Origin of the sequence: Devosia faecipullorum (assembly GCF_015158295.1) — a bacterium.
Lineage (GTDB): Bacteria > Pseudomonadota > Alphaproteobacteria > Rhizobiales > Devosiaceae > Devosia > Devosia faecipullorum.
Genome location: NZ_JACDXV010000005.1, coordinates 74,006 through 99,181, shown reverse-complemented (window position 1 = coordinate 99,181; position 25,176 = coordinate 74,006). Strand labels below are relative to the sequence as shown.

The window sequence follows — 25,176 nt, the reverse complement described above, 5'->3', positions numbered from 1 at the left end:
CGTCGCGTCCTGATCGATCCCTGTTGTCGAAATCGCTGCTGTGAGGGTAGATCGTGACCACGGGCATACGTAGAAGGCAGCGCTGGACCGACTGGCTATTCACCGCACTCATGTTGCTTCTGGCGGGTGCCTGTCTGTTTCTCGGCCAGTGGCAGATGGATCGGCTGGCCGAAAAGGAAGCGCTGATAGCGGCCGTCGATGCGAGATTGTTTGCCGAACCAATTCCGGCTCCGCCGGCCGCTGACTGGCCCGATCTCGATATGCAGACGTGGAATTTTCAGCCGGTGACGCTCACCGGACGTTTCCTCTACACCCAGACATTGACGGTTTTCACCAGTCTTTCCGACGCGCGCGGCCGTTTCTCGGGCCCTGGCTATTGGGTCGTGACGCCGTTTGCGCTGACCGGCGGCGGTACAATATTTGTTAATCGCGGTTTCGTGCCGGACCACTATCAGGAAGCGGCAATATTGGGGGAGTTGGACAGCGCCGAGACGGGACCGGTCAGCATAGAGGGTCTGCTGCGCCCCGGCGAACTGGCTGGCTTCATGGTTCCCGAGCCCAATATGTCCTCGCGTATCGAATGGGTCCGCGATCCGCAGCGCATGGCGGCGATGATCGATCCTGCGCTGGCGCCGGTAGCGCCTTTTTATGTCGATCTTCCCGCTGGCCCCGATGGCGATCTTCCGCAGGGTGGCGAGACCATGATCAGCTTCTCCAACAATCACCTGGGCTATGCGCTGACCTGGTACGGTTTTGCCATCGTCGCGATCCTCATGCTGGGGTTCTGGCTTTGGCGCCAGTCCCGCGCTGCCCCCTCGACGGAGTGATGCTTGCTGCAAACCTTGCGGCTGCTTTCATGTTTGACTAGGTTGCAGCAATTCTAGAAGGGCTCTTCCCCCCGATGCAGTTTGTTTCAACGCGCGGCAAGGCGCCGGTGCTCGGCTTCTCTGACGCAGTTTTGGCTGGTCTCGCCAGCGATGGTGGCCTTTACGTCCCCGCCAGCTGGCCTCAGATCAGCCGCGAGGAGATCGCTTCCTTTGCCGGCAGGCCCTATGCGGACGTGGCCTATGCCATCATCTCGCGTTTCGTCGATGGCGATATTGCGGGAGACAAGCTCAAGGCGATCATCGACGAGGCCTATGCCGCGTTCCGTCATCCCTCTGTGGCGCCATTGGTGGAACTGGAGCCCGGTCATTTCGTGCTCGAACTGTTCCATGGGCCGACGCTGGCGTTCAAGGACGTGGCCATGCAGTTCCTGAGCCGCATCATGGATCATATCCTGGCCGAACGTGGTCTGAGGGCGACCATTGTGGGGGCAACCTCGGGCGATACCGGCTCCGCGGCCATCGAAGCCTTCCGGGGCCGGGACAGCACCGACATCTTCATCCTCCACCCCCTTGGGCGCACATCCGAGGTGCAACGCCGGCAGATGACCACGGTGTTGGACGCCAATGTCCACAATATCGCGCTTGAAGGCACGTTTGACGATTGCCAGGACGCGGTGAAGGCCTTGTTCAACAATGTCGGTTTCCGCGACCGTGTCCGCCTGTCTGGCGTAAACTCCATCAATTGGGGCCGCATCGTCGCGCAGATCGTCTATTATTTCACTGCTGCAGTCTCGCTCGGCGCGCCGCATCGTCCGGTCAGCTTCACCGTGCCGACCGGCAATTTCGGCGATATTTTTGCCGGCTACTGCGCCAAGATGATGGGCCTGCCCATCGACAAGCTGGTGATCGCGACCAACGCCAATGACATCTTGCGACGCACTATGGACACTGGGCGCTACGAGATGAATGGCGTCGAGCCGACCATCAGCCCTTCCATGGACATCCAGATTTCTTCCAATTTCGAGCGGCTGCTGTTCGAAAGCGCGGGGCGCGATGCGGGAGCCGTTACCCGCATGATGGCCGGTCTGAAGCAGTCCGGCGGCTTTGATTTGCCGGAAAAAGCCATCGCTGGCATCCGCCGCGACTTTGCGGCTGGGACGACCGACGAAAACGCAACGCGCCAGGTCATCGCCAGCACCAGGGCGGATAGCGGCTATCTGCTCGACCCCCATACCGCGGTCGGCGTGGGTGTTGCCCGCAGCCTGCCGCGTGCTGATGTGCCGATGATTACGCTGGCCACGGCGCATCCCGCCAAGTTCCCTGCCGCCGTGTGCGAGGCTGCGGCTGTCGAACCAGCGCTGCCCGGATGGATGAGCGATCTCTATGACCGCCCCGAGCGGGTAACCGTGTTGGCCAATGACCAGCGCGCGATCGAAGATTTTATCGTGGCCCATAGCCGCGCCTGAACGACACTGAGGAGCTGCTGCCTGATGAAAGGCGGTCAGCTCAGGAGGACGAGTGTGAGCGTAAGATCGACAAGCCTGGAAAACGGCATGGTGGTACTCACCGACGACATGCCGCATCTGGAAAGCGCGTCGCTGGGTGTCTGGGTCAAGGCCGGTGCGCGCTCGGAGCGCAAGGCCGAACATGGCATTTCCCACCTGCTCGAACACATGGCCTTCAAGGGTACCAAGTCGCGGACTGCCCTTGAAATTGCCGAAGCCATCGAGAATGTCGGTGGCGACCTCAACGCCGCCACCTCCATCGAACATACCGGCTATTTCGCCCGCGTGCTCAAGGATGACGTGGTTCTCGCCGCTGACATCCTGTCCGACATTCTCCAGAATTCGACCTTTGACGACGACGAATTGACGCGCGAAAAACAGGTGATCGTGCAGGAGATCGGCGCGGCGCGCGACAATCCGGACGACCATGTGTTCGACCTGTTCCAGGACGCGGCCTATCCCACCCAGCCGATCGGCCGCACTATTCTGGGCACAGTGGATTCGGTGCGGGCCTTCAACCCCGACATGGTGCGCAAATATATGCGCCGCAATTATGTGGGAGACCACATGGTCATGGCCGCCGCCGGCAATGTCGATCATGACGAACTGGTGGAAGTGGCGCGGCAGCGCTTCGCCGAGCTGGCGCCAAATGGCGCGCCCGATCCGCAGCGCGCCGAATATAGAGGCGGCCAGGAGCGCCTGGTCTCCGATCATGAGCAGGCCCATATCGTGCTCGGCTTCGAGGGGCGGGCCTACAATTCGGACGGCTTTTACGCCGCGCAGGTTCTGGCCTCGGTGTTGGGCGGAGGCATGAGCTCGCGCCTCTTCCAGGAAGTCCGCGAAAAACGCGGGCTCTGTTATTCGGTTTATTCCTTTCACTGGGCCTTCGCCGATAGCGGCGTGTTCGGCGTGGCTGCAGCCACCGGTGAAGACGAGGTAGGAGAACTCGTTCCCGTGGTTCTGGACGAATTGCGCCGGGCGACCGAAACCATCTCCGAGGAAGAGGTAGTCAGGGTCCGCAACCAGATCAGGGCCGGCCTGCTGATGTCGTTGGAAAGCCCTTCGGCGCGCGCCGGTCAATTGGCACGTCAGCAGATCCTGTGGGGCCGGCCCATTGCCATGCAGGAAACGGTCGAGCGGATCAACCGCATCACCGCGCAGCGCGTACGCGAAGTGGCCGAGCAGATTTTTACCCAAGGATCGCCCACGTTGGCCGGTATCGGACCTATAGGTGGCCTTGCCGATGTTGAAAGCATCGGTGAGACCTTGCGGCGCTGAGGCTGCGATGTTGTGGCCCTGGCCGTCACCAGCGCCCCTGATCACCCTGCGCGGGACGCGCGTTCTGCTGCGCCTACCGCAGGGTCACGATTATGACGACTGGTATCATTTGCGCCGCGCAAGCCAGGATTTCCTGCGCCCCTTTGAGCCCCGCTGGAGCGAACTGGACCTCACTCGCCGCCTCTATTCCATGCGGGTGCGGCGCGCGCGCCAGGAAGCGGAGGAGGGAACCGACTATACTTTCTTCATGTTCCTGCCCGAAGGCCGCAAGGAAGTGCTGGTGGGCGGAATCACCCTGTCCAATATTCGCCGCCGCGCCGCCCAATTCGTCACTCTGGGCTATTGGATGGGCCAGCCCTATGCCGGCAAGGGGCTGATGAGCGAAGCGGTGGGCCTGACACTGCCATTCATCTTCGAAACGCTGGTTCTGCATCGGGCGCACGCCGCTTTCCTCCCCACGAATGCCGCGTCGCGCCGTGTCCTGGAAAAAAACGGCTTTGTCGAAGAGGGCTATGCCAAGCACTATCTCCAGATCAATGGACGCTGGGAGGACCATGTGCTGATGGGACTGACGCGCGAACGCTGGGATATGACCCGCCGGGGCGGGGGCGGCCAGGGCTGGATTGCTTGAGCCGGCAATTCTGTGTGTTGCGTTGTGGCAACATGCTGCGGTGCTTGTCGCAGGGCCCATTCTCCCTTACCAAGTTAGCGCTCCGCTGGAGGTTAAAAACACCAAGGCCTGTCCGGGCATTCGAGTAGTGCCCGCGATTATTGCCATAATGAAACCTAGAGCAGGATATAGCTGCCCCTGATGCGCTCATCATTTCTAATCGCGATCTGTCTTGCGTTCGCGGTGTTCGGCTATGCGCCGGCCCGGGGATTTGAGGTCATCACCGTTCCCGAAGACGTCAATGCGGTCAATCTGTCGGATGTGATCGAAGTGGTGCAGGGGCAGGGCGGGCGCGTGCAACTGTCCACCGCTCCAGACGCGGATGGCATTATCCGGCGCATTGAAGTGCTCGCCAGCCATCCGGACACCAATCCGTTTTTTGGACTGATCGCGCTGCGCAATGACAGTGACCAGCAGATCGAACGCCTGCTCGTGGCGCCCTTCTATCGGCTGCCTGGTTCGGGTGTGTTCCAGCCGGAACTGGGCAATTCCCGTATTGCGGCGGTGACGCCCAGTGCTGGCATTCGGCCGGTTCGCCTCATGGACCCGGAGGCCGATGTGTTCGAGGTAACCCTCGACCCGGGCGCCACCATGACGATCGTCGCCGAATTGTCAGCGAACCGCCTTCCCGAGCTTTATCTGTGGGAGCCGAGCGCCTATCGCGACTATGTCAACGCCTTCACGCTGTTCCGTGGCGTGGTCTTGGGCGTCGCGTCGTTGGCAGCGGTGTTTCTCACCATCATGTTCGTGGTGAAGGGACGGGGCGTCTTTCCGGCGACCGCAGCCTTTGCCTGGGCGGTTCTGGCCTATCTGTTGATCGATTTTGGCCTTATGGGACGTCTCTTGGGCCTGTCGGCCGGCGGTGTGCAGCCCTTTCGGGCCGCGGCGGAAGCGGGCATCGCCACGACCCTTGCGGGTTTTCTCTTCATCTATCTCAATCTGCATCGCTGGCATCTGCGCTTCATCCATCTGGCGCTCGGCCTGGCTGCCATGTTCATTGCCCTGTTCGGCTTTGCCTTCTTCCAGCCCGACATAGCGGCTACCATTTCTCGGCTGGTTCTGGCGCTGCTGGGGCTGTCAGGCTTCTTCCTCATCCTTCTCCTCGCACTGCGCGGCTATGATCGCGCCGTCCTTCTGGTGCCGACCTGGATCATCTACATCGCTTGGTTGTTTTACGCCTGGCTCGTGGTTTCCGGCCGGGTCACCAATGATATTGCCCAGCCCGCCGTTGCCGGTGGCCTCGTGCTCATCGTCATGTTGCTCGGCTTTACGGCGGTGCAGCATGCCTTTTCCGAAGGGCAGGTGTCGGTGGGCACGTTGAGCGAAGTCGAGCGCCGCGCCCTGGCCTTGACCGGCTCGGGCGATTTTGTCTTCGACTGGAATATCGAGCGGGACCGTGTGACGGTAAGCGATGAACTGGCGACGCGGCTGGGAGAGAAACGCGGTGCATTGCGCGGCGCCATCAAGCGCTGGCTCGACCGGGTCCACCCTGATGATCGCGACCGGTTCCGAACCGCATTCGACACGCTTGTGGAGCTGCGACGAGGCAAGGTTTCGGCCGATATGCGCGTGGCCGGCCACGACGGCAGCTACCGCACTTTCCGTATGCGGGTGAAGCCGGTCCTGGGCGGCGACGGCCAGGTCAACCGCATCGTCGGCACGCTGCAAGATGTTACCGAGGATCGTGCGGCCCGCGAGCGGCTGCTGCATGACGCGGTCCATGACAGCCTTACCGGCTTGCCCAATCGTCAGCTTTTCCTTGACCGGCTGGAGCGTTCGCTGGTCCGCGCGCGCACGCCCGGGGGCGCCAAGCCGGCGGTATTCCTTATCGACATTGATCGTTTCATGGAGCTTGAGGAACGCATTGGCCATTCGGCCGCGGATTCGGTCTTGCTGGCCATTTCCCGGCGTATTGCGCGCATCATGCGTCCGCTGGATACGGTGGCGCGCATTACCGGCGACCAGTTCGCGGTGATCCTGGCATCCGAACAGGCCGCCAGCAAGATTGCCGAGACGGCGGAGCAGATCCGCAAGGCGCTGAAAGCGCCATTTAATTTCGGTGACCGCGATCTTGTCCTGACGGCATCCATCGGCGTCACCATCTATGACAGCAATCCCTCCACCGCCGCGGACGTGCTGCGGGATGCGGAACTGGCCATGTATTACGCCAAGCGCCTGGGCGGCGACCGTATCGAAGCTTATCGCGCCTCCGCCCGCTCCATCGCCTCCTATAACCGGGCAAGCGAGGAAGACCTTGAGCGCGGCATGAAGCAGGGCGAACTGCATGTGCAATTCCAGCCGATAATCGACACCCAGTCCGGCCAGATCGCCGGGGCTGAAGCGCTGATGCGCTGGAACCATCCGACCCGCGGCTCCGTGATGCCGGACGAATTCGTGCCGCTGGCCGAACGTTCTGGCCAGATCGAGAAGCTGGGGCGCCTGGCCTTCGAGCAATCCGCAGCGCAGGCCAAGGACTGGCTTACCACTATCGGTCTGCCCGATGGCTTCTTCCTTTCGGTCAATCTGTCACCAAGCCAATTGGCGACCGAAACCTTGCTCAACGATATGCGCAATCTGCTCGCGCAGGATCATGCGCTGGCTTCACATCTCAAGCTTGAAATCACCGAAAGCCAGGTGATGACCAATCCCGAGCATTCCGCCTTTATGCTCGAAGCCTTGCGCAATATGGGACTGGGGCTGGCTCTCGACGATTTCGGCACCGGCCATTCCTCATTGAGCTATTTGCACCGGTTCCCCTTCGACACCATCAAGATTCCTGCGCCCTTCATCCGCATGGGCAGCGATAGCGGCATCGCCCATACACAAGCGCCGATAATCAAGGCGATCGTTGCCCTTGCCACCGATCTGGACCTGATGGTTATTGCCGAAGGGGTTGAGAGCGTTGACGAGATCGAGCGTCTGCGACAGCTCAATTGCCGCTATGCGCAAGGCTTTGCCTTCGGCGCGGCGATGTCGGGTAGTGAGCTGGGCAGGAAACTTGCGACGCAATTGGGCAAGTGAGTTTCGGTGCGCTCCACACAACGACAGGTATGAGACAAGGGTCGAAGGCTAGCTGGGGCGGAGCTTTTACCCGTGCCCCGCCTCGGAGCTGAGGCTCGCTCGGGTGATATTCAGGCTGGCAAGCGCTTTTTCATAGCGTTGCTCCACCGGCGTATCGAACAGCAATTCCCGGTTGAACGGAACGGTTAGCCAACCATTGGTGCTGATCTCGTCTTCCAATTGGCCAGGGCTCCAGCCACAGCAGCCAAGCGCGAACAGCGAAGAGCGCGGGGAAGGGCCGAAGGCCATGGCCTTGAGCACGTCGAGCGTCGCCGTCAGCCCCACGTCCTCGGCGATCTTGTGGGTGTTGCCGCTATGATAGTCGTTTGAATGCAGCACGAAGCCGCGCCCTTTCTCCACCGGCCCGCCCCGCATCACGGCGCGTTCGCGGATGCTGTCGGGCAGGCGGATGACGGCGTCGGGATCGCCCAGGTCCAGTTCGTCCAGGATGTCGGAAAAACGCAGATTGGCCATTTCGTGATTGACCACCAATCCCATCGCGCCTTCTTCACCGTGACCGACCACCAGAATGACGCTTTCGGCGAAGCGTTCGTCTTCCATGGCGGGCATGGCAACCAGAAAATGACCTGCAAGCGTGTTCATGTGCCCAATGTAGGATGGGTACCCCCCCATGCCAAGCTTCGCCTGCTGCGAGGGTTGGGCGCGGTCATCACGAAGGCATGAACGGCTGGCGACTGTTCCTTCACCATTGCCTGCGCTAATGCCATGCCATGCATATGTTGCCGGTCCTATGTGTCGCCATATCGTTCCTGTGCTCGCCCGCCATTGCGGGCGAAACGCCGTGGCAGAGCGTGGCGCCTGACGTGTCGATCCGCCTGATCAGCGCCGGGCAGGTCAGCAAGGCTGGAAAAGCGCTGGTGGCGCTGGAAATCGACATGCCTGCCGGCACCAAGACTTATTGGCGGGTGCCGGGTGAAACCGGATTGCCTCTCGCGCTCGATTTCTCGGCCTCCAGCGGCATTGCCGACTACGACATTTACTGGCCCTACCCATTGCGCGAAGCTTCGGGGGAGGCGCTCGACTATGTCTATTACGGGCATACCATCCTGCCTATCGAGCTGACATTGCCCGAAACCGGGGGCATCGTCGATGTCACCGCGATCCTGGGCATATGTTCCGAAATCTGCGTTCCGGCCCAGCTCCGCCTGAACCTTCCGCTTCTTGAAAACGCGCCCGACGCACCGAACGGCCTTAGGATCAGGCAGGCAATGGCCGAGGTTCCGATCGCCTGGACCGATAGCGCTGCCGCGATTGGCGAAGTGGCGCTGATGCCCGACGCCGACGCCATCAGCATCTCGGTCGAGCATGAGGGCGTGGATGCTCACAGCGTGATTGCCACGACCTCTGCCGGTGAGCCGCTATTCGGCGCGCCGCAAAAAAGCCCGCATAGCGAACTAGTCGTGCTTCCCATCCTGGGAAAAAGCGACAATAGTGCTCTCGACGGCATGGATGTGGAGGTTACGTTCATGACCGATATGGGTGCATATGTGGTCAGCCGGACCATCGAATCCGGCAGTGCGCAGAGTGACGCAAAACTGGATCAATAATCCAGCCGGTCTTGTGCGCAGGCGTAAAGCCGCATATCGCAGGGGCCAGAGTTTTGGTGGGGCGGCATTTGCCGCTGAGAATGGGGCAGTTTCCGGCATGATCGAACGCGGCATTCCCATCCCTTCCGTGGGGATCAAGCTGGTGACGGCATCAGGCGTCGAGGACACGACCAGCCGGGCGGCTCTGGGGCAGGGCAAGATCGTGCTGTTTTCGGTGCCGGGGGCGTTCACCCCGACCTGCCATGTCAATCACCTGCCCGGCTTTGTCGCCAATGCCGCCAAGCTGCGTGCCGCCGGCATCGACAGGATCGTCTGCGCGGCCGTCAACGACCATCATGTGATGAAGGCTTGGGCCGAGTCTTCCGGCGCGCTGGCCGACATTGCCTTTCTTGTTGACGGCAATGGCGATCTCGCCAGGGAAATGGGCCTCGACCGGGATTTTTCCGGCGCCGGGATGGGAACGCGCTATGCCCGCGCCGCCATGATCATCAATAACGGCACGGTTGAAGCTGTGTTTGTCGAAGATGCGCCTGGCGTTAATGCCAGTGGCGCGCCCTCCATTCTGATGGCTCTCGAAGCCGCCTAATCGCCAGGAGCCTTGCGCAACATGACCTCTATTCTGTCGTCCGCGTTCCGGATTTCTGCTTCAATCGGCCTTGCAGCTATCCTGGCTGGCTGTTCAATGGGCGGATTGATGGGTGGTGGCTCCAGTTCCGCCAATGCCAATCTGCAGAACGCCGCCGCGACCCCGCAATCGGTGGCGCAGGCCCAGACCAATGCTCTGCCGATCATCGCCACTGAATGCCCGCCCATCAAGATCCGGCTGGGCGGCGAAGCGATGTATTATTACGGCAATGGCCGCACCGGCGATCCGAAGGCGCTGCAATACCAGGGCGCCATCGATGAGGCGACGCGCAATTGTGTGGTGTCTAACGGGCAGATCACCGTCAATATGGGCGTTTCCGGCCGCGTCCTGCTCGGCCCAGCGGGCCGTCAGACCTCGGTGAATGCCCCGATCCGCTTCGCCGTCGAACGCGACGGGCAGGCCATTTTCTCAGAGAAATATTCGTTGCCAGTCGCCATCACGCCGCCGGCGCAGATGTCGGAATTCGTCAAGGTGGTGGAAAATGTCACCATCCCCTATCTGGGCGGGGAGAGCATCACCATCTGGGTCGGTTTCGACACCAGAGGATAAGCTCTCGGTAACATCAGTGAAAAGGCCCGGATCGCTCCGGGCCTTTCTTTTATTCGACGGCCTGAGCCGTGTCCTCGGGGCGTTCCCATCTGAGGATGGGCTGGCGCGCGGCGCGGGTTTCGTCGAGACGCCGACGCGGAGCCTTCAGCGGTGCGGCGGTGAAACGCTCGAGATTGCCGGCCTTGGCGTCATTGGCAAGGTCCGCCATGACGGTGCAGAAGTGATCCAGCGTCTGCATGCTCTCGCTTTCCGTCGGCTCGATGAGCATGGCGCCATGTACGACCAAGGGGAAATACATGGTCATGGGATGGAAACCCTCATCGATCATCGTCTTGGCGAAATCGAGCGTGGTGACGCCCGTGCCCTTGAGGAAGCTGTCGTCGAACAGCGCCTCATGCATGGTTGGATAGTCGGGGAACGGCACAGAGAACAGGTGCTCGAGCCGTGCCTTGATGTAGTTGGCGTTGAGCACAGCATCCTCGGCTGCCTGCGCCAGGCCATCAGCGCCATGGCTGAGCATATAGGTCAGCGCGCGCACATACATGCCCATCTGGCCGTGGAAGGCGGTAACGCGCCCCAGAGCCTGATCTTCGACATGCTCAACCAGCTCTAGACCTTCGCCCGCCTTGCGCACGAAGGGTACGGGCGCGAAGGGCGCAAGGGCCTCCGAGAGCACAACAGGGCCGGCGCCCGGCCCGCCGCCGCCATGGGGTGTCGAGAAGGTCTTGTGCAGGTTGATATGCATGGCGTCGATGCCGAGATCACCAGGGCGCACCACGCCCATGATGGCGTTGAAATTGGCGCCGTCGCAGTAGAAGAACGCGCCCGCATCGTGCACCGCCTGAGCAATCTCGATGACCTGCGGCTCGAACAGCCCGCAGGTATTGGGATTGGTCAACATGATAGCTGCAACTTCGGGGGAGAGCGCGGCCTTGACGGCCTCGACATCCACTGTCCCGTCATCCTTGGCGGGCACCGGCTTGACGCTATAACCCAGGAAAGCGGCCGTGGCGGGATTGGTGCCATGGGCGCTTTCGGGCACCAGAACGATATTGCGGAGCGAAGCGCCCTTCGCGTCCTGCGCCGCCTTGATTGCCATCATGCCGAGCAGTTCGCCATGTGCGCCCGCCTTGGGCGAGAGGGCGACAGCCGCGCTATTGGTGAGGGTCATCAGCCAATGCGACAGCTGGTTCATCATCTCCAGCGCGCCTTGCACGGTAGAGACGGGCTGGAGCGGATGAATGTCCGAAAAACCGGGTAGCCGCGCCATCTTCTCGTTGAGGCGCGGATTGTGCTTCATCGTGCATGAACCCAGCGGATACATGCCCGAATCGATGGAATGGTTGAGGCGGGAGAGGCGCACGTAATGGCGCATGGCCTCGGGCTCGGTGAGTCCGGCCAGATCCAGCTTGCTCTTGCGGTTGAAGCCGCCGAGGCGGTCGCTGTCGAGGTTGACTTCCGGCAGGTCGACGCCGGAATGCTCGGTGTCACCGATTTCGAACAGCAGCGGCTCATTGGGAAGCAGCGCCGAGCCGGAAGCGGCAATGCCGCCGCTGCCCGTGCCGGTGGGGCGGCCTTGAGTGTTCATGCTCATGCCAATTCCTCCACGAGAGCGGCGGCAAGGGCCGCTATGTCGGTTTGCGTGGTGAGTTCGGTGGCGGCAAGGATGATGAGGTTATCGACCTCCGGATCGCCGGGCAGCAGGCGGCTGGCGGGCACGCCGGCCAGGATGCCGCGGCTGGCAAGCCGTTCCACCAAGGCGGCGGCGGGCTGGCTGACGCGGATGGTCATCTCGTTGAAGAAGGTCTTGTTCAGCACCGTGACGCCGGGAATTCCGGCCAGTGTATCGGCCAGGACAATCGCATTGGCATGGTTGAGCCGGGCCAGGCGAGTGAAGCCGGCCTCGCCGAGCAGGGCCATGTGGATGGAGAAGGCCAGCGCGCAAAGCCCTGAATTCGTACAGATATTGCTCGTCGCCTTTTCGCGGCGGATATGCTGCTCGCGGGTGGAGAGGGTCAAAACGAATCCGCGATTGCCGTCCGCATCGACCGTTTCGCCGCAAATGCGGCCCGGCATCTGGCGCAGAAATTCCTTCCGCGTCGCCATCAGGCCAAGATAGGGGCCGCCAAAATTGAGAGCATTTCCAATCGATTGGCCCTCGGCGACCACGATGTCGGCACCCAGCGCGCCGGGGGCTTCGAGCAGGCCCAGCGAGACGATTTCGGTGATCACCACGATCAGCAGAGCGCCCTGCGCGTGGGCAGCGTCGGCCGCCTGCTTGAGATCGCGCAAATGACCATAGAAATCAGGGGTTTGGATGACGATGGCGGCGGTATTGCCGTCGATCTGCTCCAGAATGTCGCCCTGGCCCTCGGGAGACGGCGACAGGCAGACGAGATCTGGATCGTCCTTGAGATAGGCTTTGACCACGTCCCGGTAATGGGGGTGCAATCCGTCGGAGAGAACGATTTTATCCTTGCGAGTCAAGCGCCTGGCCATGAGCACGGCTTCCGCCGTGCCGGTCGAGCCGTCATAGAGCGAGGCATTGGCCACTTCCATGCCGGTGATCTTGGCCACCTGGGTCTGAAATTCGAAGAGCATCTGCAAAGTGCCCTGCGAAATCTCCGGCTGGTAGGGCGTATAGGCCGTAAGCCATTCAGAACGCTGGATTAAATGATCGACCGTGGCGGGAATGTGGTGGCGATAGGCCCCGGCGCCGACAAAGAACGGGCCATCGCCGCCGGAGCGGTTGCGGCCCGCGAGGGCGCGCATATGCGCCTCGACCAGGAATTCCGGGCTATGTGCGGGCAAATCAAGGGAAAAATTCTTGAACGCGGCCTTGGGCACGGCGCTGAACAGCGCGTCCACGTCAGGCGCGCCGATAATGCCGAGCATCTCGGCGCGTTCATGGTCCGAATGGGGAAGATAGCGCATGATTTCAGGGCTTTAGCGGATCAGATCGGCATATTGGCCGGCGTTTAGCAGAGTTTCGAGTTCTTCCGCGTTTTTGATGGCGATCTTGAACATCCAGCCACCATTTTCAGCGTCGGAATTCACGAGACCGGGCTCATTCGTCAACGCATTGTTCACTTCTACGATCTCACCGGAAACCGGCGCATAGATTTCGGACGCGGCCTTGACCGATTCCACCACAGCGGCCTCGTCGCCCTTGTTGAGAACCTTGCCGACGGGGGGCAGTTCGATGAAGACGATGTCGCCCAATTGCTCCTGTGCATGGTTGGAAATGCCGACGATGCCGACGGAGCCTTCGACGCGGATATATTCGTGATCGGGGGTGAACTTGGTATTCATGGGAGCCTCAGGCTGACTTGCGGAAATAGCGGTGGGGAACGAAAGGGGTGGCGACGGCTTCGGCAGATTGGGCGCGGCCACGCACCGAGACCTGAAGCCTGGTGCCCGGCTCGGCGAAGGCCGGGGGCACGAAGCCCAGGGCGATGGCCTTGCCCAGCGTCGGCGCAAAACCGCCGCTGGTGACGACGCCGATGGCCTTGCCATGAGCATCGAGAATTTCGGCGCCCTCGCGGGCCGGTGCGCCCTCGACGATCAGGGCGACGCGCTTGCGGGCAAGCTGCCCCTCGCGCTCGGCGAGAATCCGCGCTGCGCCGGGAAAGTCGGCGGCCTCGCGGCGGCGCTTGGAGACGGCAAAGCCGAGACCTGCCTCGATGGGCGAAGTGGTGGCGTCGAGGTCATGGCCATAAAGCGGCAGGCCGGCTTCGAGACGAAGGCTGTCGCGCGCCCCAAGACCGATGGGCTTGACGCGCGGATCGGCGAGCAATTGCGCCCAGAGGCGCGGCGCATGGCCGGGCGGGCAGAGAATTTCAAACCCGTCTTCGCCGGTATAGCCGGAACGGGCGATGACCAGTTCCGCGCCTTCCCAGTTGAACGGCGCATAGGTCATGAAGCCAAGCTCGATCACCTGGGGAATGATTGCGGCAAGGACGCCAACGGCTTCCGGACCCTGAAGCGCCAACAGGACATTGTCGTCGGCGCGTTTCAGGCTGGCCTTGTCGCCGATAGCCGCTTCCATGCGGGGAAAATCGGCTTCCTTCATGGCCGCATTGACCACGACATAAAGCGCGCCCGGCTGGTTCGGCGAGCGGCCGATCATCAGGTCGTCCAGCGCTCCGCCATCTTCGTTGAGCATCAGCGTATAGCGGATCTGGCCCGGCTTGAGATTGAGGATGTCGCCGCAGATCAGCGGCTCGATCAGCGCGGCAATGGCGGCGTGGTCGGCCTCGGCGTCGCCGCTCGGCCGATTGAGCGTCAGAACGCTCGGCCCCATATGGCTGACATCGAAAAGCCCGGCCTGTTCGCGGGTCCATTTATGCTCGGCCATGATGCCGGTGGGATATTGCACCGGCAGGGAATAGCCGCCGAAAGGCACCATGCGCCCGCCCGCGGCAATGTGCTGGTCGTTGAGCGGAACGGTGAGAAGATTATCGCTATTGGCTTCGGCCATGAACTCTCTCGGGTTGGACGGCAACACGACAAGGCTCCGCCTTGCGGCGGAAATGCGTGCCCCCTCTGTCCTTGCCCTGAGAGATTTCCCGGCTGAGCGCCGGTTGCTCCTTCGGAGAGGCCGATTAGGGCCTGCTTTCCAGAGTTTCTGACCTGACTGCGGTCCTCGATGCCTGAGAGTTTCCGGGGCGGTTGCTCCTTCGGCGCCGGCACAAAGCCAGTCTCTCCCGCAGTCGCGGCGACAATGGGGGAGATTCCGGAAAACGTCAATTGCGGTTCGGATGTGTTCCATTGCGGGGAGGAGACGCAGATCGGGTTCAATTGCGCTCTCTGCAACGGGGTATTTCCCATTCCTTCGTCATTGCCTGGCTTGTCCGGGCAATCCATTTTTTCTCCAACCAAGGGGGCTCCCGTGGACCACCCGGACGAGCCGGGTGGTGACGTTGGGGGAGGGGGGTGTTGGACGGGGGTGGTGTTGGGGCCGAAGGCTCTGCTTGGCTCGACCCAGGTTTCGAAATCACCTGCCACACTTGCCAGTTCCTCGATCGTCATTGCCGGGCTTGTCCGGGCAATCCAGTGCACCCCAACCATGGTGGCTCTCGTGGACCACCCGGACGAGCCGGGTGGTGACGTCGGTGGAGGGGGAGGTGTTGGACGTGGGAGGGGGCGGGTGGGGTCGGAGAATGGGGGGGGGGCGCTGTCAGTCAAAAGGAATTCAGGCCAAACAAAAGAGGCGGGCGTTGCTGCCCGCCTCTGGAATTGGGTTTGACCTTGTGGCCTTAGTTCAGGCGATTGCCGACGTCGGCAATGGCGGCGTCGATGACCTTGCCGCCTTGCTTGTTCATCTCGTCGGAAAGCACCACGCGGGCAGCTTCCACGGCGAGGTCGGCGGAGCGGGCGCGCACTTCGGCGACGGCCTGGGCTTCGGCCTGGGCGATCTTGTCTTCCACAGCCTTGGTGCGGCGGGCAACGAGATCGGTCAGCGACGCCTGGGCCTCGCTGGCGATGCGCTCGGCTTCTTCCTTGGCCGCGGCAATGATGCCCTCGGCTTCCTTTTCGGCAGCGACGCGCTTCTGCTCATATTCGACCAGCAGGGCGGCGGCTTCGTCGCGCAGGCGCCTGGCCTCGGCGATGTCGTCCTCGATCTGCTTGATCTTGCCGTCGAGCATCTTCCCGATAATGCCGGGGACGCCGAAATAGATCATCATCCCGAGAAAGATGACGAGGCCGACCGTAGCGAAGAAGCTGTTATCCAACCATTCTGGCATGGCTTACCCCTTAACCTTGGCGACGGCGGCACGAACGCTGTCGGTGGAAACGTCGCCCACGATCTGGCTGACCACGGCCTGGGCCGTTTCGGCGGCGATCTCATCCACATGGGTGAGAGCTTCGGCCTTGGTCTGGGCGATACGGGCTTCGGCAGCGGCGATTTTGGCGGAAAGATCGCTTTCCACCCCGGAGCGCTTCTGAGCCAGATCGGCCTGGACGGCCTCACGGGTCTCGTTGGCGATGCCCTGCGCCTTGGACTTGGCTTCAGCCAATGCCTTTTCATAGGCCGCGATGGCCGCGTCGGTCTTCTGGCGGTCCGCATCGGCGGCAGCCAGATCGGCGTCGATCAGGGCCTTGCGGGTTTCCAGAATGCCGCCGAGACGGGGCAGGGCAACCTTGCTCATCAGCACGTAGAGCAGGCCAAATGTAATGGCGAGCCACAAGAGCTGGCTGGGGAAGGTCGCGGGATCGAAGGGCGGGAAGACGTCCGAACTATGGTCGTCGCCATGCGCTTCGGTCGTGGCATGCGTGCCCTGGGTCGGATCGGCTTGTTCGCCACCAACCACGTGCACGGCGTCGCCAGCGTTTTCATCCGCCGGAATTTCCGCTTCTTGAGCGTAGGCTTGCGTTACCATCAGGTCGAGATCCCGTTAGAGCTCTTTGCCTTTCGCGTGAAAAGCAAAGCAGTTCCCTGCTTGTTGAAGCAATCCCCGGCACAAAAGGCGAGGCGTTCCGGTCGGAAATTGCTTGGTCCGGTCGTCCGGCCGGGGCCGGAAAAGGGAGTGCAGCCGGAACCAGTCCGGCTGCGAAACTCATGCCGTCGCTATTAGGCGACGAACAGCAGGATCAGGGCAACCAGGAACGAGAAGATGCCCAGAGCTTCGGTCACGGCGAAACCGAAAATCAGGTTACCGAACTGGCTGGGGGCAGCCGACGGGTTGCGCAGGGCACCCGAGAGGAAGTTGCCGAAAATGTTGGCCACGCCCAGGGCGGCGCCAGCCATACCGAAGGTGGCAATACCGGCACCGATGAACTTTGCGGCTTCAGCTTCCATTTTAATGTCCTTTCAAGCGACGTTTTAGTACCGGCGGGCCATCCGCCGAGATTGGTGGTTAGTGGGAAGGGTGGATCGCGTCGTTGAGATACATGCAGGTCAGGACCGCGAAAACATAGGCCTGAACTGAACCGACGAGAAACTCGAGACCGGTAATCGCTACCGCCATGATGATCGGCAGGATGGAGGCGAACCAGCCAAAAGCGCCCAGGCCCGCAATCATCATCACCGCGAACCCGGTGAACACCTTGAGCGTGATATGGCCAGCCAGGATATTGCCGAACAGACGAACCGACAGGCTGATCGGGCGCGAGAGGAAGGAAATGACCTCGATCGGCGTTACGATGGGCAGGATATAGCCCGGCACGCCAGCCGGAACGAACAGCTTGAGGAATTTCGGGCCGTTCTTGATGAAGCCATAGAGAATGACGGTGAGGAACACCATCATCGACAGGGCGAAGGTGATGATGATGTGGCTGGTGACGGTGAAGAAATACGGCACCATGCCGAACATGTTGGCCACGAAGATGAAGGTGAAGAGGCTGAACACCAGCGGCATGAAGCGCATGCCTTCCTTGCCGGCCGAGCCCCTGACCATGCCCGCGACGAATTCGTAGAGCAGTTCCGCCGTCAATTGCAGCCTGTTGGGCACCAGGCGTTTGCCGGACGTGGCCAGCAGCATGAAGGCGACAATAACGCCGATCGTCAGCACCATGAAGAGCGACGAATTGGTGAAGGCGAAAGTGGTCCCCGACCCTTCCGTGCCGTCACCGCCAAGGGTGAATAGCTCGAACAGGTCATAGATGACAAACTGGTGGATCGGGTCAGTACCGGCCATGGAGCCCTCTAATCGTCATCATTCATCGTTCCGCTTGTCGTCTTCCGCGTCCGGTCCGAGATCGGACCCGGCCGGGGCAGGCGAGGCGGCATTCATTTCCGCCACCACTCGGATGACGTTCAGGATTCCAGCGGCAAAGCCCATCAGCAAGAGGATGAGCAAGCCCCAGGGGCTGGTTCCCAGGCCAAGGTCGATGAGATAGCCGATGCCGGCACCCACCAGGACCGCGGCGATGAACTCGGTGCCGATGCGCAAACCGCGCGCCAGACCGCTCATCTCCGGGGAAGCATCGCGTGAGGCTCTGTTGTCCTCGCGCTGCCGCTCCCGCTTGGCGGAGGCAATGCGCGATGCAAGATCGCGCGTCGCCTCTCCGGCGCTTTCCGGCTGGTCCTGGTTATCAGGCGAATTGGTCATCCGCTTCTCCCCGGCCGGCCATTCCCGCTTTTGGCGGACGCCCTTTACAAGTCGGGCGCAACATAGTGGTGGCCCTAAAAGGTGTCAAGGCGGCTGGGTTCGCTTTAAGTTATTGTTTTGTATGGATGAATTGCATTGCCTCAAGGGTGCGTCATGCTGTCCACGCCATGATGATGGCGGAGTCGTGACGAGCCAGGGGGATTCTGGACCGGGTGTTGTGCTCGCCGCCCGTTTCAGGCAAGCCATGGACCGGACCGTTTCATCGCAGAGAGAAAGCCAAATGGAATTACCCGAAATCGAGCGCCTGATCGCCCAATTGCTGGATACGGGAGAGATGAACTCCGATACGCGCGACGATCTGGAGCGCATTCTGGCCGAGGCGAGGGCCGGCCAGTCCCATGCCGACGACCTCAATTACCTGCGATCCTTCCATGCGCGGATTTTTTCCACATCGGTGGAGGCATCCGATCCCGGGCCGACAAGCGAGAGCCCGGAGAACCTGCGGGAGGAAATTGATCGGCTGCGGTCCGAACTCGAGGCGGCGCGGCAGGAGATTGCCCGGCTTGAGACGCAATTGGCCGGGACGGCGGGCGCGTAGTTTCGCCCCAGAAGGCGGGTCCATATCGAGATGGGTGGAAAGAGGGGGGCCGGGGGATCCTAACCCGCCTCGCGAAAACTCTCCGCCGTGCGCAAATCCACCGAAACGAGCTGGCTGACGCCGCGCTCGGCCATGGTGACGCCGAACAGGCGATCCATGCGGCTCATGGTGATCGGGTTGTGGGTGATCACCATGAAGCGGGTCCGGGTGCGCTGGCGCATGGAATCGAGCAGGTTGCAGAAGCGCTCGACATTGGCGTCATCGAGCGGAGCGTCCACCTCGTCGAGCACGCAGATCGGCGCCGGATTGGTGAGGAAGACGGCAAAGATCAGGCTCATGGCGGTGAGCGCCTGTTCGCCGCCCGATAGCAGGGTCATGGTCTGCGGTTTCTTGCCGGGTGGACGGGCGATGATTTCGAGCCCGGCTTCCAGCGGATCGTCGCTTTCCACAAAACTCAGTTCCGCCGTGCCGCCGCCGAACAGGGTGGTGAACAAGTCCTGGAAATGGGCATTGACCCGGTGGAAGGCGTCGTTGAGCCGGGCGCGGCCCTCGCGGTTGAGCGAGGCAATGCCGCCGCGCAGCTTGGCGATGGCCTCGATGATGTCGTCACGGTCCCCGATCATGGTGTCGAGCTTGAGCTGGATTTCCGCGGCTTCCTTTTCGGCGGAGAGATTGACCCCGCCCAGTCGCTCGCGCTCGGCCTTGAGCCGGTCGAGCCTTTGTTCGATGACCGGTTCGGAGGGCAGGGCCTCCTCGGGGCGGATGCCGGAGGCTTCCAGCGTGCGCGTCGCCGGGATGCCCAGCGATTCTTCCACCTGACGCTCGATCTGCTGACGCTGGGCGATGACGCCCTTGAGCCGTTCCTCGATGCGGGTCAGTTCGATACGAATGGCGTTGAGGCTGTCCCCGGCGGTCTTGAGCGCCTTTTCCGCCTCGCGCCAGGCCGTCTGCGCCTCGCTGAGCCGGTCGCCCGAGCTCTGATGTTCGATGCGGGCCTGCTCGATCTGTGCGTCGAGCTGGGCCTTGCGCCCGGCAAAGCCATCGGGGGCCTCGGCGAGCCCGGCCAGTTGGGACTGCACATCGTCCAGCCGCTGATCCAGCGTCGCCAATTGCGCGAGCGCACCATCGCGGCGGCGTTGCCAGGCGGAGGCATCGCGGGCCAATTGGTCGAGCCGGGCCAGGCGAATGCGCGAGGCCGATTCCACATTGGCCAAGGTCAGCCGCGCCTGTTCGGCTTTGTCCCGCAGCATAGAAAGCTGGCGCTGCGCCGCCTCGGCGGTTGCAGCGATGTCGGTTTCATCGCCCGATTGGGCCAAAGCCGTTTCGGCCTCGGCCTGCATGGTCCGGGCTTCGTCCAGACTGGCGGCGAGGCGGGTGCGGGCTTCCTCGAGCGTGGAGCGGCGGGTGGCGAGATCGCCAATGGCACGTTGGGCCGTGTCGAGCGCCGATTGCGCCGTTCCGATGGCATGCTGAGCCCGCCGCCAGTCTTCGCGGGCATTGCGTTCGCCCTCGCGGGCCAGATTGAGCGCGGTGGCGAGCGCGTCGACATCGCGCTTCCAGCCATTGCGCTCCCCCCTGGCGCGGGTCACTTCCTCGTCCAGCTCAGCCAGCCGATTGCGCTGGGCCAGCCGCTGGGCGGCAGCGCTGGGCGCGTCGGCGGCGGCGACGAAACCGTCCCAGCGCCAGAGCGCGCCATCAAGCGTCACCAGACGCTGGCCCGGACGGAGCGCCCGCATCAGCCCTGGTCCATCGACGGCATCGACCAACCCGATCTGGTTGAGGCGGCGCTTGAGCAGCTCGGTGCCTTTGACATGGCGCGACAGCGGTTCGGCGCCCTGCGGCAGCGGCGGATCGTCGTAGGAATCGAGCGCGACGGACCAGTGCATCGGCGCGCCGGCATCGCTGGAGGCTTCCAGATCATCACCCAGCGCGGCGCCCAGCGCGGTTTCATAGCCCGGCGCCACGGCCAGTTCGTCCACCACTGCGGGCCAGAGGCTGGAGCCGATATTGAGCATTTTTGCGAGCGTCGCAGCTTCGGCGTCGAGCCTTGTGACCAGGGCATCGAGTTCGGCGAGGCGCGGACGGGCAGCATCGAGCCGGGTTTGCGCATCACCGGCGGCGCTTTCCGCTGTCAAAGCGGCGCTTTCGGCGGCTCCGGCATGGGTCTGGGCGGCGTCGAGAGCGGCGCGGCGAAGGGCGAGCGTTTCGTCGGCGTCAAGCCGGGCCAGCACATTGGCGAGATCGGCCTCGACCTCCGACACCTGCTGAGCCAGCCGGGCATGGCGGCTGCGCAATTCGAGCAGGCTGCGCTCGGCCTGGGCGCGGCGGGCGCGCATTTGCGCCAGTGCATCGGCGGCGGCGCGGCCGGCAATTTCGGCCTCGGCAACCGCGGCGCGCGCGGCGTCGGCCGCGAGGCGGGCGGCATCGTGATCTTCCTGCGCCGCCTGCTGTTCGGCGACGAGGTCCGCCTGTTCCTTCCCATAGGCGGCCAGCGTGGTTTCGCTCTCGGCGGCCAGTTCGCGCTCCCGGGTGCCATCGGCGGCGATCTGGCGCAGGCGATCCTCCAGCTCCGCCCGGCGCTGGCTCATGCGGCGCGCCTCATCGGCCAATTGCTCGGCCAGAATAGTATAGCGTTGCAGCACCGCGCCGGTGACGGCTTCGCGCTCGCGCAATGGGGTCAGCGCGGCTTCGGCGGCCTCGCTGGCTTTCTGGGCGAGGTGCGACGCATGGGTCGCATCGGCAAGCTGGCGGATCAGCACCGCCTGGGCCGCTTCGTTTTCTTTCTCGCCCACGCGGGTGGCGACCCAGCGAATATGGAACAATGTCGCTTCGGCGCGGCGAATGTCTCCCGAAAGCCCCCGATAGCGATTGGCGAGGCGGGCCTGGCGCTTGAGATTTTCAAGCTGGGTCTCGACCTGGCCGATAATGTCGTCCACCCGTTCGAGATTGGCTTCGGCGGCGCGCAGGCGCAGTTCGGCTTCGTGGCGGCGGGAATGGAGCCCCGAAATGCCCGCTGCCTCTTCGAGCAGGGCACGGCGCGCGGTGGGTTTGGCGGAGATCAATTCGCCGATCTGGCCCTGGCGGACCATGGCGGGGGAATGCGCGCCGGTCGAGGCATCGGCAAACAGCAATTGCACGTCGCGGGCCCGCACTTCCTTGCCATTGACGCGATAGACCGATCCGGCGTCGCGCTCGATGCGGCGGGTGACTTCGAGCACATCGGCATTGTTGAGCGCGGCGGGCGCGGTGCGGTCGGTATTGTCGAGGACGAGGGTGACTTCGGCGGAATTGCGGGCCGGACGATTGCCGGAGCCGGAAAAGATCACATCGTCCATGCCCGAGGCGCGCATGGCCTTGTAGGAGCTTTCGCCCATGACCCAGCGCATGGCCTCAACCAGATTGGACTTGCCGCAGCCATTTGGCCCGACAATGCCGGTGAGGCCGGGCTCCATGACGAGCACGGTTTCATCGGAAAAGCTTTTGAAGCCATGGAGTTTGAGGCGGGAGAATTTCATCGGCGCCGCCTCGATGACCACAGGCGAGCCCAAATCCCACCTGCGTCACCCTCGGGTCTGGCCCAAGGGTTGTTTTCAGGCGGCTCAATCCGCCTGAGCCCTCGGGCCAGGCCCGAGGGTGACGATCGGGGATCGAATTGCCCCTTCCCCTCGAGGGAGAAGGGGAGATCGCGTTTGCCGTTACTGCGCAGCGGGGGCGACAAAGCCGGCGGGCACGAGGGGATCGATCTCGGCAGCGAGCTGCTCAAGCGTCTTGCCCCCAGAAAGCGTCTTGCCGTTGACATAGAATGTCGGCGTCCCCGTCAGCCCGAAATCGTCCAGCGCCTGATTCTTGATCGCTTCAATCCCGTTCAGCACGTCCTGATTCGTCAAGGCGGCGTTGAAGGTTTCCTCTGTAAAGCCGAGTTGCTGGGCAATGGCAAAGATGGCGTCGCGCGGTTTTTCCGACATGCCCCATTCGTTCTGGGTCTTCATATAGGTGGCGACGACTTCGTGGTAATGCTCGGGGCCGGCGGCTTCGGCCAGCATGAAAATGGCCGCATCCAGCGCATTGCGGGCAAAGGGGCGCACGGTGAACCACACCTTGCCGGTGTCGATGTAATCGGCCTTGAAGGTCTCATAGACACTGATGTGGAAAGCGGCGCAATGGGGGCAGGTGGGCGAGGCATATTCGATCACCGTGACCGGCGCCTCCGGATTGCCCTCGAAATGATCGTCCAGACCACCGGCGACCGCCATGAGCTTGGCCATATCGACGACATCGCCTTCGGCACCCTGTGCGATGCCCATCCCGGACAGGCTCAGCGCCGAAGCGGCAGCGGCAAGGATGATGGTTTTGCGGCGATTGAATTTCACGTCGGAGGCTCCTGATTATTGCGTGGCCGACACTACACGGGCGGAAATTGTCGGCAAGTGGGCATCTCTATCAATACGAGGTGAACGATCTATCCGTTCTTTTGCACCGACCTGCTGGAGAGCGCGAGGCCCAGCACCTGCAACGCCTCCCTCAGATCGTCGTCTTCGACCTGTTCGGTCTGCTTGCCGACCTTTGCGATCTCGCTCTGGCTCGGTTGATAGGGCTTTTGCGCTTTCCTGCCTGAACCCGGACTGAACGGCTCGGCCGAAAGCCGTACATCCTTGACCAGCACATAGCCGAAATAACGATTGATCGCGGCGGCGATGGCCGGCGCTTCATGCTGGGCGAAAAGCGCCTGGCCCGGCGCGCAGCGCAGATAGAGCGTGGCGCCTTCCGCATTATGGGCGGCGCGCGGCCAGCTCAGCTTGTCCGGCTGGGTCGTGGTGTTGAAGGGCGGCGGCGCGATCACGGCCCATTGCGTGATGATGTCCCGCCCGGCAAAGCCGCGCTTGCGCAATACCGGGTCGATCGCCCCGGCCAGGGCATCGGCGACGGAGAGCGTTTTGTTGCGGCGTTTATATTCGGGCGGTTCGTCCCTGGACATGCGGATGGAGTAGCGCGCGGGCCGGGCGGGGACAAGAGCCGGTGCGAAAGGGGGAGGCGCGGGACGAGTTGGCGGCTGTTTCAGGGGTCGGTTGGGGCATCCTGAACCCCCACCCTCAATCCCTCCCCTCAGGGGGGAGGGAGGCGCAGGATTGCAGCTTTCGGACGGAAGCGGGGAATTTTGTTTTCGGGTCGCACTGCCTCCCCCAAACCTTCGGCTCCTGCTCTCCCTCCCCCTTGGGGGTGGGCCGGGGGGCAAAACGTGGGAGCGATGGTGCCGTTTTGAATGGACCGGGCGGAGCCCGGGCGCTAGTTTGCCGCTATTGCCAATTGAATTGCCCGCTTTGCCCCTCGCCGCTCCCCATCCCATCGACGCGCAGGCCGTGCTCGCCTGGTATGATCTTCATGCCCGCGATCTGCCCTGGCGCGTGCCGCCGGCGGAGCGGAAAACGGGCGTGCGGCCCGACCCCTACGAGGTCTGGCTGAGCGAGGTCATGTTGCAGCAGACCACGGTAGCGGCGGTAAAAACCTATTTCCTGCGCTTCACCAGCCTGTGGCCGCGGGTCGAGGATCTGGCAGCGGCGCCGCTCGATGCCGTGCTGCGCGAATGGGCGGGGCTCGGCTATTATGCCCGGGCGCGGAACCTGCATGCCTGCGCTCAGACTATCATACGCGATCATGGCGGGGTCTTTCCGGGCAGCGCGGCGGAATTGCAGGCGCTTCCGGGCATTGGCGCCTATACCAGCGCTGCCATCGCCGCGATCTGCTTCGATGAGCGCGTGGCCGTGCTCGACGGCAATCTCGACCGCGTGCTGGCGCGTTATTATGCGTTGGATGTGCCTGTGCGCGAAGCCAAGGACGAGCTGCGCGCCGCCTTGCAGACAGCTGTGCCGGAGCGTGCGGGGGATTTTGCGCAGGCCATGATGGATCTGGGCGCAACGATCTGCGCGCCGCGCAACGCCTCATGCCTGATCTGCCCATTACAGCCCGAATGCGTGGCGCTGAAATCTGGCAATCCGCTGGCTTTTCCGGTCAAGCCGGTCAAGGCCGAGCGCCCTTTGCGCAAGGGCCATGCCTTTGTGATGACTGACGCGACGGGCGATGTCTATCTGCAAACGCGCCCCGCCAAGGGGTTGTTGGCGGCAATGACCGAGGTGCCGACATCGGAGTGGAGCGCCGAACTGGGCGAGCCCTCCTATCCCGCCGCCGCGCCCTGGCAGCATCGGGGCCAGGTGGTGCACATTTTTACCCATTTCCGGCTGGAACTGGAGGTTTGGTCGGCTATGGTCGCCGCCGATGGGCTGGATGGCGGCTGGTGGAGCGCGCCATCCGCATTGCGTGGCGAGGCGCTGCCGACGCTGTTCCGCAAGGTGCTGGCGCAGGCGGGGCTGGACCACTGACCGGCCAACAAAAAGGCCGCCGGGGCAAACCGGCGGCCAAGTCATAG

Annotated in this window: 23 protein-coding genes and 1 riboswitch; of the genes, 10 read left to right on the top strand and 13 right to left on the bottom strand. The window is 62.8% G+C overall.

The window, feature by feature from the left end; genetic code table 11:
* Positions 1-53: 53 nt before the first annotated feature.
* The 5 genes from H0482_RS12295 (at position 54) to H0482_RS12275 (ending at position 7,301) form a co-directional block, all read left to right on the top strand.
* The gene (locus tag H0482_RS12295; RefSeq protein WP_193730358.1) at positions 54-827 is read left to right on the top strand and encodes an SURF1 family protein; all 774 of its coding nucleotides are present in this window, start codon (positions 54-56) and stop codon (positions 825-827) included.
* A gap of 74 nt (positions 828-901) precedes the next feature.
* A complete protein-coding gene (gene thrC, locus H0482_RS12290; RefSeq protein WP_193730357.1) occupies positions 902-2,293 on the top strand; it encodes a threonine synthase in 1,392 nt (463 codons plus the stop codon).
* 54 nt (positions 2,294-2,347) lie between these two features.
* Positions 2,348-3,610 carry a M16 family metallopeptidase gene (locus H0482_RS12285; RefSeq protein ID WP_193730356.1) on the top strand — a complete coding sequence of 421 codons (1,263 nt, stop codon included), beginning with the start codon at positions 2,348-2,350 and terminating at the stop codon, positions 3,608-3,610.
* A gap of 7 nt (positions 3,611-3,617) precedes the next feature.
* Complete coding sequence (locus tag H0482_RS12280) at positions 3,618-4,241, top strand: GNAT family N-acetyltransferase (protein ID WP_193730355.1); 624 nt, start codon at positions 3,618-3,620, stop codon at positions 4,239-4,241.
* Between the two features lie 180 nt (positions 4,242-4,421).
* Positions 4,422-7,301 (top strand): sensor domain-containing phosphodiesterase, encoded by a 2,880-nt coding sequence (locus tag H0482_RS12275; RefSeq protein WP_193730354.1) that lies wholly within the window; start codon positions 4,422-4,424, stop codon positions 7,299-7,301.
* A 66-nt stretch (positions 7,302-7,367) separates the two neighbouring features.
* Here the strand turns inward: H0482_RS12275 and H0482_RS12270 are convergent, their stop codons facing one another.
* Positions 7,368-7,943: a YqgE/AlgH family protein gene (locus H0482_RS12270; protein WP_193730353.1), complete on the bottom strand. Its 576-nt coding sequence runs from the start codon at positions 7,941-7,943 to the stop codon at positions 7,368-7,370.
* A 128-nt stretch (positions 7,944-8,071) separates the two neighbouring features.
* Between H0482_RS12270 and H0482_RS12265 the strand changes: the two genes are divergently transcribed.
* The 3 genes from H0482_RS12265 to H0482_RS12255 all read left to right on the top strand — a co-directional run bounded on the left by H0482_RS12265 (position 8,072) and on the right by H0482_RS12255 (position 10,103).
* Complete coding sequence (locus tag H0482_RS12265) at positions 8,072-8,908, top strand: protein-disulfide reductase DsbD domain-containing protein (RefSeq protein WP_193730352.1); 837 nt, start codon at positions 8,072-8,074, stop codon at positions 8,906-8,908.
* 97 nt (positions 8,909-9,005) lie between these two features.
* Positions 9,006-9,494, top strand: coding sequence for a peroxiredoxin (locus H0482_RS12260; protein WP_193730351.1), 489 nt, complete (start codon positions 9,006-9,008; stop codon positions 9,492-9,494).
* Between the two features lie 21 nt (positions 9,495-9,515).
* Entirely contained in the window at positions 9,516-10,103 is a 588-nt protein-coding gene (locus tag H0482_RS12255) for a hypothetical protein (protein WP_193730350.1), read from the top strand.
* 49 nt (positions 10,104-10,152) lie between these two features.
* Here H0482_RS12255 and gcvPB read toward each other — a convergent pair whose 3' ends face one another.
* The 9 genes from gcvPB to H0482_RS12210 form a co-directional block, all read right to left on the bottom strand.
* Complete coding sequence (gene gcvPB / locus H0482_RS12250) at positions 10,153-11,697, bottom strand: aminomethyl-transferring glycine dehydrogenase subunit GcvPB (RefSeq protein WP_193730349.1); 1,545 nt, start codon at positions 11,695-11,697, stop codon at positions 10,153-10,155.
* On the bottom strand, positions 11,694-13,037 hold the full coding sequence (gene gcvPA, locus H0482_RS12245; RefSeq protein ID WP_193730348.1) for an aminomethyl-transferring glycine dehydrogenase subunit GcvPA: 1,344 nt from the start codon (positions 13,035-13,037) through the stop codon (positions 11,694-11,696). The genes gcvPB and gcvPA overlap by 4 nt, the downstream gene beginning before the upstream one ends.
* Before the next feature lie 12 nt (positions 13,038-13,049).
* Positions 13,050-13,415 carry a glycine cleavage system protein GcvH gene (gcvH, locus tag H0482_RS12240; protein ID WP_193730347.1) on the bottom strand — a complete coding sequence of 122 codons (366 nt, stop codon included), beginning with the start codon at positions 13,413-13,415 and terminating at the stop codon, positions 13,050-13,052.
* A 7-nt stretch (positions 13,416-13,422) separates the two neighbouring features.
* Entirely contained in the window at positions 13,423-14,583 is a 1,161-nt protein-coding gene (gene gcvT / locus H0482_RS12235) for a glycine cleavage system aminomethyltransferase GcvT (protein ID WP_193730346.1), read from the bottom strand.
* A 149-nt stretch (positions 14,584-14,732) separates the two neighbouring features.
* Positions 14,733-14,822, bottom strand: a riboswitch (glycine riboswitch).
* Between the two features lie 539 nt (positions 14,823-15,361).
* Positions 15,362-15,850, bottom strand: coding sequence for a F0F1 ATP synthase subunit B family protein (locus H0482_RS12230; RefSeq protein WP_193730345.1), 489 nt, complete (start codon positions 15,848-15,850; stop codon positions 15,362-15,364).
* A 3-nt stretch (positions 15,851-15,853) separates the two neighbouring features.
* On the bottom strand, positions 15,854-16,489 hold the full coding sequence (locus H0482_RS12225) for a F0F1 ATP synthase subunit B (RefSeq protein ID WP_407925728.1): 636 nt from the start codon (positions 16,487-16,489) through the stop codon (positions 15,854-15,856).
* A 188-nt stretch (positions 16,490-16,677) separates the two neighbouring features.
* Positions 16,678-16,905 (bottom strand): F0F1 ATP synthase subunit C, encoded by a 228-nt coding sequence (locus tag H0482_RS12220; protein WP_067459640.1) that lies wholly within the window; start codon positions 16,903-16,905, stop codon positions 16,678-16,680.
* A gap of 58 nt (positions 16,906-16,963) precedes the next feature.
* Entirely contained in the window at positions 16,964-17,743 is a 780-nt protein-coding gene (locus H0482_RS12215) for a F0F1 ATP synthase subunit A (RefSeq protein ID WP_193730343.1), read from the bottom strand.
* 18 nt (positions 17,744-17,761) lie between these two features.
* Positions 17,762-18,157, bottom strand: coding sequence for an AtpZ/AtpI family protein (locus tag H0482_RS12210; protein ID WP_193730342.1), 396 nt, complete (start codon positions 18,155-18,157; stop codon positions 17,762-17,764).
* A gap of 280 nt (positions 18,158-18,437) precedes the next feature.
* On the opposite strand from H0482_RS12210, the gene H0482_RS12205 reads away from it, so the two are divergent.
* Positions 18,438-18,755, top strand: a complete 318-nt coding sequence (locus H0482_RS12205) for a hypothetical protein (protein WP_193730341.1) — start codon at positions 18,438-18,440, stop codon at positions 18,753-18,755.
* Between the two features lie 59 nt (positions 18,756-18,814).
* Here H0482_RS12205 and H0482_RS12200 read toward each other — a convergent pair whose 3' ends face one another.
* From H0482_RS12200 to H0482_RS12190, 3 genes are all read right to left on the bottom strand, one after another.
* Positions 18,815-22,270 carry a chromosome segregation SMC family protein gene (locus H0482_RS12200; protein WP_193730340.1) on the bottom strand — a complete coding sequence of 1,152 codons (3,456 nt, stop codon included), beginning with the start codon at positions 22,268-22,270 and terminating at the stop codon, positions 18,815-18,817.
* A gap of 180 nt (positions 22,271-22,450) precedes the next feature.
* Positions 22,451-23,125: a DsbA family protein gene (locus tag H0482_RS12195; protein ID WP_193730339.1), complete on the bottom strand. Its 675-nt coding sequence runs from the start codon at positions 23,123-23,125 to the stop codon at positions 22,451-22,453.
* Between the two features lie 89 nt (positions 23,126-23,214).
* Positions 23,215-23,730: a DUF721 domain-containing protein gene (locus tag H0482_RS12190; RefSeq protein ID WP_193730338.1), complete on the bottom strand. Its 516-nt coding sequence runs from the start codon at positions 23,728-23,730 to the stop codon at positions 23,215-23,217.
* A 343-nt stretch (positions 23,731-24,073) separates the two neighbouring features.
* Here H0482_RS12190 and H0482_RS12185 point away from each other — a divergent pair, with 343 nt between their 5' ends.
* Positions 24,074-25,129 carry an A/G-specific adenine glycosylase gene (locus H0482_RS12185; RefSeq protein WP_193730337.1) on the top strand — a complete coding sequence of 352 codons (1,056 nt, stop codon included), beginning with the start codon at positions 24,074-24,076 and terminating at the stop codon, positions 25,127-25,129.
* Positions 25,130-25,176 lie beyond the last annotated feature (47 nt).